General features: G+C 40.6%; 9 protein-coding genes. All 9 read right to left on the reverse strand.

What is annotated here, in order from left to right; all coding sequences use genetic code 11:
• Positions 1-14: 14 nt before the first annotated feature.
• The 9 genes from BMY14_RS07515 to BMY14_RS07555 are packed head-to-tail and all read right to left on the reverse strand — an operon-like array spanning position 15 to position 12,980.
• Entirely contained in the window at positions 15-2,087 is a 2,073-nt protein-coding gene (locus BMY14_RS07515; protein WP_091830625.1) for a hypothetical protein, read from the reverse strand.
• Between the two features lie 11 nt (positions 2,088-2,098).
• Positions 2,099-2,971 carry a hypothetical protein gene (locus BMY14_RS07520; protein ID WP_091830627.1) on the reverse strand — a complete coding sequence of 291 codons (873 nt, stop codon included), beginning with the start codon at positions 2,969-2,971 and terminating at the stop codon, positions 2,099-2,101.
• A gap of 20 nt (positions 2,972-2,991) precedes the next feature.
• The gene (locus BMY14_RS07525) at positions 2,992-4,137 is read right to left on the reverse strand and encodes a hypothetical protein (protein WP_091830629.1); all 1,146 of its coding nucleotides are present in this window, start codon (positions 4,135-4,137) and stop codon (positions 2,992-2,994) included.
• A gap of 12 nt (positions 4,138-4,149) precedes the next feature.
• Positions 4,150-7,239 carry a GTA baseplate fiber-binding domain-containing protein gene (locus BMY14_RS07530; protein WP_091830631.1) on the reverse strand — a complete coding sequence of 1,030 codons (3,090 nt, stop codon included), beginning with the start codon at positions 7,237-7,239 and terminating at the stop codon, positions 4,150-4,152.
• A 10-nt stretch (positions 7,240-7,249) separates the two neighbouring features.
• Positions 7,250-8,152, reverse strand: coding sequence for a phage BR0599 family protein (locus BMY14_RS07535; protein ID WP_091830633.1), 903 nt, complete (start codon positions 8,150-8,152; stop codon positions 7,250-7,252).
• Entirely contained in the window at positions 8,153-9,364 is a 1,212-nt protein-coding gene (locus BMY14_RS07540) for a hypothetical protein (RefSeq protein WP_091830634.1), read from the reverse strand.
• A gap of 6 nt (positions 9,365-9,370) precedes the next feature.
• Positions 9,371-10,285, reverse strand: coding sequence for a hypothetical protein (locus BMY14_RS07545; RefSeq protein ID WP_091830636.1), 915 nt, complete (start codon positions 10,283-10,285; stop codon positions 9,371-9,373).
• A 12-nt stretch (positions 10,286-10,297) separates the two neighbouring features.
• A complete protein-coding gene (locus BMY14_RS07550) occupies positions 10,298-11,383 on the reverse strand; it encodes a hypothetical protein (protein WP_091830638.1) in 1,086 nt (361 codons plus the stop codon).
• 7 nt (positions 11,384-11,390) lie between these two features.
• Positions 11,391-12,980 (reverse strand): hypothetical protein, encoded by a 1,590-nt coding sequence (locus BMY14_RS07555; RefSeq protein WP_091830640.1) that lies wholly within the window; start codon positions 12,978-12,980, stop codon positions 11,391-11,393.

The raw sequence follows: 12,980 nt of genomic DNA on the forward strand, positions 1-12,980 counted from the left end.
TTTCATTTTATTTTTTAAATTATAAAGGCATAACCCTTAAATGGATTAACCGTCATGTTTACCTTTATTGATTTTAGATAGGAATCGTACATTTTGCCGTATACTGTTGTTTGGGTGTGACCATATCCATTAGGAAATGAAATTCCTGTCACTATTTCTCCTGGACTAACATTATAGTAATAATTAGTCGGATTATGGTCAGCCCACGCGACTCGAATTGAATACCCGTTTGGATATAAATTACTATAAACAGTTAAATAACTAGCATTTGCATTTGCATATGCTGAAGAAATTATTTGAGTAATCTTAGTTGGATAAGTTGGAAAACTAGCAAAAGCGGAAGAAGTCGGATTTATACTATAAAATACTAGAGTATCTGAAATGTCGTTGCCAATATACACCGATACATCCAAAGCCTTGCCTTTAGTGCCATTTGCCGGGTTCATTACATCTCCCCATTGGGCTTCGGTTATTGCATTTATCACGGCCATTGTCATTCCAGACGTTGCAATGTTTGTCTTATCTATGGTGTGCCAAGCGTTTGCTGAAAAAGCTGACCAAGTTAATCTACCGTCGAAACTTACCAATATTCTAAGGCTCTTGCCAGTTGCCACTAAATTTTGTATGGACAAAATGTTTTTGAGATTTATATTGGTGAAATCGGTAGTGGTTATTACAGCATGATCTCCGTAATTCGGAACCATTGCACAAGGTGGTGTGCCGACGTTCAATATCTTTGGAGGACACCAGAACTCACCATCAAAACCGCCGTCATAGTCTCGAAACAACCTTTCTGCAGTTGTCCGGCGGGCTTCTTCCTTAAATACTTCGAAGTCCAAGTACTCAAGACAGCCATTGGAATGCTTGATATTAAGCCAGCACTTGTTGACACCCTTAAGCCACTGACCGGACGACAAATTAATGTCAATGGCAGTTATGTCCAATTCCCCCGCTGAATAATCAACTGCTATCGTTCCGTTTATAAGCAATTGATAAGAACCTCTAAAGTCTGTTCTCCCATAGGTTTTGGCGTGGACATTAACAATTGCAGCCCGGTATTGATGCGTCGCTGTTACCAGCAAAGTATAATGATTGGACGCATAAGAATTTTCTTCTAATACTTTTAGATCTATCCCCATGAAATTTCTCAACAATCGGGGAACTGAGTCAGATTCTCTGGTGTCTTCCAAGAAGCCAAGATACTTATCAACTTTTATTGAGCCAGGTTGGTCTTCAACGAAAACACCGGGAGCATCATGCACATTTGTCTTGCCAAGCTCCTCTTTCTCGAAAGCCATCCCAATCAAGCTTATTGTTGATCTCTTGCCGAATTCTTGAGTTGCCTCCATGCCAATACAGCCGGAACCACCGTATAATCCCGCTTTGTTGCAAATTTCATAAGAAAATTTGTTATTTGGAGTTTGAAAGGCTTTATTTGCTTCTATGAGAAAAGCTTTATTGCTCTTCGGCAATACTACGGAGAATTTGTTTTCTTCTGCATTTGCTACAGCTAAATTAGCTTTGTTTGGTAAATATGACTTAATTTCTTCGGAAGCCTTCCCCAAATGGGAAGATGGAATCAATATATCTGATTCCATCGGAATTATTTCGTTTCCTCCAAAATTATGTGGTTCTGATACTCCCCACGAGAGATTGGAGATATTTGGCCAACCATCCAACACCCCAGACAAAACATACAATCTATATCCTAAATATGCAGTATTAATTTCAAGGTGCATTTCCATCTCGAAATTTGTGTCCTTTACCCCATTGGCGTTAGTTATATTACTTTGGATGTCTATCCAAGAACTCCCATCCCAAGCCTGTACTTTAAAACTAGCAAAACTTCTATAAATCATGGTCATATAATTAACCAAAATAGGGGAGGAATATATAATGGAGACCCAACGATTCCCCCCCGCTCCTCCAAAACTTAGTCCAGCCCCACGGTTGGAATCAAAAGCCATGTACGGCATTGATTTGGCATCATAATAAGAACTGGCTGCGATAGTGAAGGAATAGGTAATTCCCTTGAAAACCAGGCTTCCTGCGGCAGCAGTTGCAACATTTGGTATAAATGATATCATGATTTACCTCCTTAGTTTATGCGAATTAACAAGGCTCTGCTAGGGAAAGCGGTTGAAACCTGAACCATGGTGATTACCACGTAATATACTTCAGTTCCTATTGTAATGGTGTCCCCGGTCGATAAATTGGTTCCTGAGTAGAAAGCACATTTGACTCCGTCTAGTTTGCCTCTAAAGCCTTCCGCTACGCTACCATAATATATAGAAGAAACCGAAAATTTATTCGCTGCATTTGGATCACCTGGTGGAAGTAAAGCATATGAATTTAAATTATAAGGTGCTGTTACCGCTGCAACAGTATCGGAAGAATTACAAATGGATAGAAGTGATGCACCTGCCGGATTTTGTGCCGAAGCTGCTACAAGGACGCCTCTAGATGCAGAATCTGCCACGAATAAAGAATCCGGTTCACCCATATAAATGACCATTGGTCCAAGACCTGATGGATTCGGATATTCAATTTCCAAAATAAGTTTTGAAGCGTCTGCATAAATTTTATAATTTACGACCGTATCTTTACCTAACGCTGTGCCAACCGCTGCAACTGGTGCAATATACAAATTACTCCAAGCTAAGGTCGGTCTTCCAAACACACCGGCAACACCTGTTGCACCTGGTACATACGTATCTTGTAATCTGTAAGACATTGCACAAAAATCCGTGGTAACAATTGAATTGGTTGCTGCAGCGCTGGTATCTCTAATATTTAACAATAAGTTTTTGTCTCCGGTGTTGCCCGCCGATTTAAAAACTTTAAAGTCTGCACTAGCCAGAGATGCTATATCTGTCCACCCTGCTGCTGTTAATTGATCACATATCAACTGGTAGATAGCTGATTTAGCACAACTCCCTGAAGTGAATACATAATTTGTTGGAACTGCCATTATAAAATCCCCCTAATTTTTTAATTATTTTTTATCGTTACATGAAAAACAATGCCGGTATCATCCCCGGCTGTAGCTGCCCTAATCACATCCCCGGCCTTAATAGAATTGTTCTGCGTAAGTCCCGTGAATTCTTGATAAGCTGTATTTGCCGGAAACGTTAAAATACTGCCGCCAGCAAGAGTCCACTTATCTGCCTTTGCTGCATAGTCCGCTTTCGCTTGCACTTCTATATTGAATTGTAAAGCTGTCGCCTGCGGCTCTGAACAAACAACTGCAATATTTTGTATGGTTCCATTCCATGGATACATTAATTCGTTATCCCCGCCTACAAAAACCACGTTTCTTATGTCTTCATAGACAGGATTTCCCTTGTACTGTAACGCACCATTTTTCTCTGACAGCTCTGTCAAAACAACTGGAATATCTTGCAGGTTCATCCAATTCAGTACAATGTCCATACTTTCTTTTTCGGCTCTTTTAATCCAAACAGAATTTGCCGCATCATACATGTATTCAGCCCATCCAGATTTAACAGTAGGATCAGCCGTAGCGTTTAAAACATGGACCTGCAATCCATCGTAAAGTAAAGATCCTGTTATAGCATCGCGATCAACGATGGTATTTAGAACCCGCATTTCTTTAACATTGGGCGGTAGTTGTGACATTGGTATATAGCCACTGTTGTTTAGCTCAGGATAACCGCCTGCTTTTCCTTTGTTTTGAGGTGTTTCTTTGGAGTCGAGCACCGATTGCAAATCTGTAATGGCTGCAATCGTATGCTGATCCGGTAAATTACGCCCCTGCAGGTCTTGATGCTTTATAACCGTTGCCCCGCCAAACAGTTTCAAAATCCAAGTGCAAGTTCCATCTGTGGCAACATCACCTTCACCATAGCCACTTGGTTCGCTTGTTCCTGAAGTCCCTGGCGTTTTGCACATAAAAAATCCCCAACTAGGACAAGTTGAGGATCGAACGACGTCTTGTTTTTTATAATCTTTATTTGGCTGCCACATATCAAAATGAGCTTTTGTATCTGCATGCGTTTTTGGTAAAACGGCTGCATCGATTTTTTGAAAGGTTGCATTTATTTTTTCTTTCATTACAAGATCTGATTTTAAAATCAAAGGTAAGCCTAATTCTTTTGTTGTGCTCTCTTCAGCCATCGTGTATCCTCCTTAATTAAAGTCAACAAATTCTGTACCATTCCACTGTATATATTTTTCTACAGTTTCCCCGACTTCTTTAAATTTCGTTTTCAAAACAAACCCTATGTCTAACGTAACCACATCATATTCCGTTTCATTTTTAATCAGCAGAGCTTGACCGTTCGGAATCAGGTATGTGCCATCATAGCACAAAACCGTATTGGCTCCAGCCTGTATTGCGGGCATTCCAAGCAGAATCACCGGAAGACTTGCATAGGATATTTTCTGTACATCAGAGGACGCATTTGGCGGCACAATGATTTCTGTTGAATCAGCCCAAGCCGTAATAAACTGCATTGCCGTCAGCGCATCGGCAGTCCCTTGCACCATCGTTGGTGTAATCCAATGGAACGTTCTTTTTTGCGCCTGATATGACAATAGATCATTGCGCTTTGCATAAATCTCGATGGTAGTTTCTCCTTGAATTTGCGCCAGAGTGCCACCATCCATTGCCCGCTGTGCCCAAGAATACGGTAATTCCAGCTGTGTGCCTGGCAGCGTATATTCTTTTATGAGCGTACTATCCGCATATATATTGACCTTATATTCCAGTCCATCGGGTATAGAAAAATCGGCATTCGTCCAGTATGCTTTTTCATCAGCCTGACTTACACAGCCAAAACTCAACTGCTTGTTGCGTGTCACCCATTTGATACCGAAATTGCCGGCAATATCATCTGCATGCACCTGATCTGAAAGTAAATGCCCACTGATACGAATTCGGCCCGGTGGAGAAGGTCGTTCAGCGCGGCGCACCGTTGTAAGATTCTTAACTTTACTTGCGTCAAAGTCTTCTTTCTTATCAACCGTATTCGCCGTAATATTATAACTTTCAGCCACAACGTTTCCTTCGCTGCAAACCGGACCACCCGTCGTAACATTGGCACAATGCCCGGATTCAATAAAATAGAGAATTTCTCCATTTCCATGGTTCACCGGAACTGTATCATATACGCCACGGATCAGACCTTCAAGTTGCCAATGTCCATTTGGCATCTCGGTAAGATTACTCCATGCCATAATTTCCGTACCGATCAAAACAAGTTTTCCGCCACGTCTTGCGGATATAATATCTGTGGAGGAATCAGCACTTGTATTGAAACGCAAATCTTCAATTCCTCCCAAATCAACGATTTCAATACCGATTAAATCTTCGGCATTACTAAATTCAGCATAGTCATACACCAATCGCCCTGCAGCAGTCCATTTGCTCATGGTATTGGTTGTTTCAAAGGCTGCTCCCATACGCTTTCGCCAGACTGTCCAAGACTGCATTTTTAAATCGGGTTTTACGGCAAGCGCAAAGACATAGGTATCTTTAATTTGCCGAATTTCATAGGGCAATTCGAAATACTGAAAGAGCTGAACCCCCGTTGGATAAAGTGGTTCTGGTTTCCAATCAGACGAATCGGAATAGTTAAAATCTGTTTTGGCCAGACTGAAAATATCTTCCATTGCTTCTATTTTGACGATTCCTTCTGTAAACTTTCCCGAATTCGTATTTGTAATGCGAAGCAGCATGTTTTTGATCCCATATGCCGGAAAATCCAATCGACACACATCTCCAATTCGAAGTTTATAGAGCATTCGATTGCCTTCAATGGATACAGTCGCTAAAGGATAGCCCTGCTGCATAAGCTCTCGTTTTGCAGCCCATAAAGCATTTTCGGCTTTTGTGAAATATGGATAGGAATATGTTTTTGTTGTCAAAATACCATTATTTATCTCAACATTAGCCGGATCCGTATCGGACAAGGAACCTGTTTCATATAAAGAAGCTCGATCGGTGTACGTAGCCGATATTTCTGATATCGTTTCGCGCCAATCCAATCGGGAAAAGGAAATGGTTGAAATATTGCTTTCATTTAGCAAAAAGATACCATCTGGATCTGTAAAATCGGTATCATTTCGAATGAGTTTATATTTTAATTTTCCTGTCTTAGGCTCGATATATTTCACAGCATTAATATGTTCACAAATAGAGGATAACAAACTGCCGGCCGTAAGTTTACTATTTAAATTTGTGGTAATCCCTATCTTTTCTGTTTTTAACGTTTCACCAATTTCTTTCAGTGATGCCAAATCTAACAGTTCCTCTGATTCTGCCAAGCCCCAATTTTTATTGACATGTGTTTCATAAAAAAATTCTGCTGGATTTGCATCTTCGTCAATCCCGCCTAACCCCAAAGCATCCGGTATATTTTCAATGTCATACCACATCGTCGGTACCGTTGCCTGTTTACCAACATAAGCCGTCGGAACTACAACCGATATAAACGGTCGATAAGCCGGTGTAAGCCCGCGCAGTTCTTCCTGCACCGTATCGGCTTGCATTTGATTGGACATCCATGGATCGGGTTTTTGATTTGTGCCACCCAAATACACATGTATTTCACCAACAAAGCCGCCTTCCTCGTCCGGGCCGCCAAATAATTGGTCATTATCGATTTTTATAATAAACGGTGCTCCATTTTGCTCACGAGCACTAATACTACCTTCCCAAGCAAGCTTTTCATTCATATATATTTTTTTGAGCTTTGCATTCGGACTGGACCAACAAAGAATTTGTTGATACCCCAGATAATATTTAAAGCCTTTTTGAATGGTTGTTTTAAGATTCCGTCCATTGATGAGCCAGGATAGCAGCCACATGAAAAGTGAATTAATCAAAGGACCTACCGCCATATCTTTACCTAGAATTTCTACATGAGCATAGCCTCCTTCACCACCAGTAACTGTCCCGCCGCCTTTTCCTTTTGTTGTTGCCGGCGATGCAATATATTGTGCTATCAAAGTAAAAACTAACGGCCATGCATTAAAATTTGCATGAGCCGCATAGGTTTCTGTATAAATTTCAGATTTAAAATCACCATAATAACTTGTAATCGGAGATTTTACCAGGCCCGTTCCTATAACAGCCGGAATCACATCACCTAATTTTGTTGCAGTTACATTGAGTGTACTTGGTGAACTGGAATCACTATTTGAATTTGAACTTTTATTGACCAGCTGTGACAAGAACGTTGTAATGCCCCAGCCTACATATGGATCTAATGACATCTCATCACCTCTATAGTTTTATTGTTCCCACAAACCCTTTTGAATCTCGATTTACCACCTGTGAATCAACCCAGTAGATTCCTTTACCAACTGGATTTTTTTCGCTGTCCGTTGGTTTGATATACGGAAACCCCGTAAAATTATCGGTATTTTTAAATCGCTTTGCACAAATTGAAAATAGATGTGAGCATCCCGGTGTAACGATCGCATCATTATATGGATTTCTTAAAAATGGATACCGAATGGTGATTACTTCCCCTTTGTGGGACTCGATCATTCTGACCTGATTGTCATAATAAAAGCGACCTCCCACAAAATATCCATCTTCAAAGTTTGTAAACTGCGCGGAATAGATTGTAAGCTCACTGACTTTATCAACGAAAATTTTAACCTGCCAGTCTTCTTTTCGTAATTGGCAGTTTTGATCAAAGATCGAATTGCTGCAAGAATATCGATATGTACCGTTTGGTAATTCTTTTTCAAGCCAATTTTCTAGTTTTGCTGTCAGTGTGCATTTTGATTCTTCAAAATTCGCCTGACTGATTTTTCCATAAAAAACAACATCGTATTTATCAACATTGGCGGCATGGAGACGATAGATTTTAACAACAACCGTTTTTTCCGGTGGCGCACCTTGGAACAGCTTTGCAACCGGATGATCTTTCCAAACCGTAATTTCCATATTCGTCGCGGAGGATCCACTCGTATTTGGGGTAATTTCTGCACGTTCGATATAATCTGCAAAATAGGTTTCCGTACGAACACCTGCAGTGGTCGGAATGGTAATGCTAACATCTTCGAAATTCGAAGTATACAAATAACTGATATCGTTTTGCGTAAAAGCATACAGTTCAATCGGCTCACCGTCTTCAATGGATTGTTCATAGAGCGTAATATTGCTGTCATCTTTCATTTACTCGGTCACCTCCGCAAATTCCAAATTCATATTTGCGATTCCCGTTGTTTGATAATTTGTTGTTAGCGTATCGCTGTTATGCCGATATAAGCACAAGAATGATATCATCCTTATTTGTGTTCTGTTTAAAGCTCTTTGAATCGGCATTTCCAAATATATTTTTGCATAAGTTTGGCTATCATCAAGGCTAAAGCCAGCTATTTTCAAAATAGCAATGGTTCCATCTCTGAAAAACACAATCAGAGTCTTTCGTCTTTTATTGCTGGCATAATATTTCCAATATAAACTAAAACGAGCCAGTAAAATACTGCCCGATACCACATCCGCCACAAGCTCTACATCATTCACCCAAGTGGGAGCATAAAACGATTTAAGCCGACCTTTGCACCGATAAAAGAAGCGCTGTAAAAACTGTATTTCTTCCCGGGCAATTGCCGTGTATTCTATCGATCGAATCTCGGTTGTTTCTTTTGATTTTAGATCATAGCGAATTGGACCGGATTGATTGTCGAGTCGATTGGCATTTCGGCGGTAACTACTGCCGATGTCGTCATTCCACGTTGGCGGCATCATAAAGAGTTCGCGTCCCACATATTCGCCTGGTGCATTTTTAGATTCGGCAAACGATATTCTTGGGTATTGATACGCGTCAATCGCATCAGGCAATTTGATCTGCAGCCCACGATTTATAAATTCAACATTAATTGTCATTGTCGTTACATTCGATGTTTCATTCGTATATTTATCTTCTTGCTGTAAAATCCCCCAAAAGACCGGCACAACAACCGTCTTGCGCGGTAAAAAATCATGGGTGACTTGTTTTGCTAAGTGCAATACACCATCTGCTGTTGTATTTATAATAGAAAAATATTCCCCACCGTCTTGATCGTTCGACCAAAGCATTGTGCCTGTACAACCCCTATAATTCCACATATCATCTTTTGTCACTTCCACAATAGTTTGCTCGGCATAGATTTTTTTACGCAGCCGACTATTTGCATGCCAGAGCGGAAATTGCAAGGTTTGTGTTTGTGTGCTGCAGGTTAATGCCCGTAAATACTGACTTTGCTTACTCTCTAATCCGATATATTCATACCCGACGTAACGTCGCGGATTGCCCCGAAGAGCAGAGCGTTGTTCGGTATTATCCCAAGCGGTTAAAATTTGGGTTAGATATTCAATTCGTTCTGTTATTGTTTCTTCACTCAATAAAACTCACCACCTTGGCGACAAATCAAAGATTCGTTCAACCGATTCTGTAATACTACCACTGCCAAGCCATTTCCATAGAGACCATAACATCCATGGTTCGTAAACAGGTTTACTCATATTCATAATGGACGCAAAAAATGCAACCATCATAAATTCTCCTAAAACGAGATCGATGGCTGCATTTCTTTGTTTCGTTGCCAATGAGAAAATACTATCGGGTCCTTTTATTGCCATTGCCGTATAATCACCCGTTGCATTTCGCATTGGTGTTTTCGACCGCAAATCATGGATTCCAATCGCCTCTTGCAAAGATTGTGTCACTGTATTTTTTAAATTTACGGATTCGGATTCACTCCGCACAATCCGATCACAACGATTATGCAATGTTTCATTAAAATATTGATCCACATAGGCTAATTTATAACCCTGTGAAATTGACATGTCATCCTTGGGATTCGTTGGATCATAATCACTGCCCCGCCTTTTAATCCAAGCAATCAAAAATGCATCATCGATAAACTTTGCTGAAAAATAGATTTTAAACTGATGCGAACTTAAAATCTCCCATACAATCCCCATATCAGACAACGTATGAATCTTTTCTTCTACTACATTACCCTTATCATCCGTCACGGTAAAGATGCCGCCAACTGCATCATAATAATACGTCCAGCCTGCATTAAGTTGCGGATATTTTACAATGGTACTGTTGCCATGAACGATCCCGATTGATTCAAATTCGGTCCATGTCATTTCATCCCCATAATACTCTGCGTGATAGTTAACACCAATTTGTCCTAATGCTTTCATCCGGATTCGATCAATACCGCGAGGACAACGATTTAAACTTGAGGATACGTTTGGTAGATATCCGCCCGATAACATATCGAGCATAGCGCTGCCTCTTTCCGTAGACATTGCCTCACTCCTTTACTGCATGATGGACAATCCATCATACCCAAACATTCCTGCTCGCTTCACGTGTGGAAAAACTTGATGCAGATTGCCCGATTTTCGATAGGCTATTTCATAAAAACTGGTCGGCGCTACATTTCGCATTGAGATGGAATAAAGCGTCGAAACATATCCAACCTGTGAAAAGTTCATCAGTGAATCCGGATCGCGTTGGATATAAAGAACGATCGGCAAATTAACACTAATGCAGTTTGCTGTGTTAACATTTCGTCCATAATCACCCACCGACTGCGACTGTAAATAGGCGTAATGCGGTACCTTCGGAAACCAGCCCGCACTAAATGCATCTAAATTGGTCAAAGGCGTTGCTAATATTTTCCCAGTGCTGCAAACACCGCTCGCAGGACCGGCTGCAGCCCAAAGAACCGGCTTTAATCGAAGTGGTGCTGCATCCACATCAATTCTCAAAAATGTACTTGGATTGGCGGACATTCCAAATAAATGGTTTGATCCGGCAAAAAGTTCATCTACCGACCAGCCTGTCGGAAACATCGTATATGAATTTTTACTGCCACTGACGAGCATTCCACCTGTCCAGGCTCCAACTTTCTGTGTTTCTCCAAAAGCGAGATGTTGAAACAGTCCTTTTTGAAGTTCCAAAGAAATCATTACCATATACGTAGAATTTTTTGCATCGACTGCATAATTGCACCATAAGCGATAATTTCCATTTTGGTTGACTGGAATTCCCGCACCGATTACCTGCTGTGCATTATTAACGGTTGCATTTGGTTGATCAAACCACTTTCCACTCGGAGGGTTGACCGTATAATTTGTTGCTCCGATCAGCCCTATTCCATAGGCTTGTTGGGAATTTTGCTGACTATCAAAAATCACTTTGCCATTTGCCGATCGAAAGACAGCGTAAATATCATTTTTCTTAACAGCTAAAACTTTACCATCGCTGGATCCGCTGCCATTAATATCTAAATCTGCTGTGCAGTTATTTAAAATCGTAAAATCTTTACTTAGAAGAAAATCTCTTATTTTACTCAGAACGTCATCCGGCCCGCCCAGATTTTCATATAATACATAAGCCATAAGGAGCTCACTTCCTTTCATCTATTTTTATGATGCAATTCATATTGCGTGAGAGCCGCTCAATCCGATTGAGTTCGGCAATTTGTCGTTCATTGGATTGCTGTTCGCCAAATAGAACCGAAAAAAAGTTTTTGATATGAAACTTTCTGCCGACCCATCCACTTGGTATCGCAAGATACGTATTACCATTTTCTTCATATAACCCATAGCGCGTAATTGGACTGGCTGTCCAATATATATTGGGGATTTTACCAAGAATATTTTGCTCTGTATTGGCTGCTGTTGCCATCACAAGCAGTAACGGTTCTAATTCATATTGCTCACTATTTTCCTTATCGATCGTATCAATCGGTCCATTGTAGATAGAACGCACCGCGCTGAAATCAGTCAGAAATGGCGCTATATAATACTTTGAACCAGGTAGGCGTTCCGGCTCTTTGTGCGCGGAATAATATTGACCCAGCTTTTTATTATAATAAGCATCTTCCTGCAATCCAATATTTGCAAAGGATTGCCAGTTCCCGTTTGGCAGCATCGCCTGCACTTGTGAGTATATAGATCCATCTAAAAAAGAATTCGATCCATCCCACCAAGTAGCAGGTAACATCGGAATCCCGTGAGAAAGCGACCAATTTTTTTCCGTGTAATCCAATCTAAAACCATATTCAACAGACTCTTTAAATATCTCAGTGAGTGGTAAAACGCCACTCGTTCCGCCCAGTGCCATCGCTGGAAATGAATATTCTTTTTGGCTGTCAAATGGCTCAAAAAAACCAACACTCGCCATGTCCCAGTGATCAAGCCAATGAATGATAAGAGTAAGCCGATGTCGATCTTTGCAAATATATACGGTTCGGGTACGTTCGGCAGCGTCTTGTGTTTCTTCATTTTTTACCATATCAAAACAAGTTGGACTATACCCGATTGCCGGACAGCCCACGCCAGGATAATTTGGTGCATCAAAGAGAAAGGGTATCCTCATTTCTTTTGTATTGTAGTATTTCAAAGGCTTCGCTTTTATCTTGTTGCGCTCATTCCCCATAAGTTCCGACCAATCAAAATCAGCCTGGTATTGTTTAAACATCGAAAAAAACAAGACGTTCGCATCACTCGCAAAAATATCTGGTGTTGGTTGAAAAACAAAAGAATCGGCTTCATTAAAGGTGTAATTTGTACTATATTCGCGAATCGGTTTACCATCCGCCCCATATTTTGTACGAATCACCACATCATGCGGGATTCGTATTTTTGTAGTTACCTTGCCATTTAAGATAGAAAAATCTGTTTGATCTGATATTCCCAGTCCATTTTTGTTCAAAGCAAACTCTTTGCGTAAAATATCATCCTGCTTAAACCAGTTTGCGTAGGATGACCCTACACGGATTTTGTCGGTCATGAGCCCCATATATCCATATTCCCCATCTTGATGATTCGGTATTTTGAGCACTGTTCCAAAAGGCCAGCTTAGACTTCGTATGAGTTGCCACGTATCATCGCCATGGATGGTTTTATCTGTTACATAAGCGATGACGTCTGTAAGGACCTCATCCAAAAATGAATCCGATGGACCTTGATATTTTTTTTTAATAAAAGGCAT

Source organism: Propionispira arboris, assembly GCF_900109225.1.
GTDB classification, from domain to species: domain Bacteria; phylum Bacillota; class Negativicutes; order Selenomonadales; family Selenomonadaceae; genus Propionispira; species Propionispira arboris.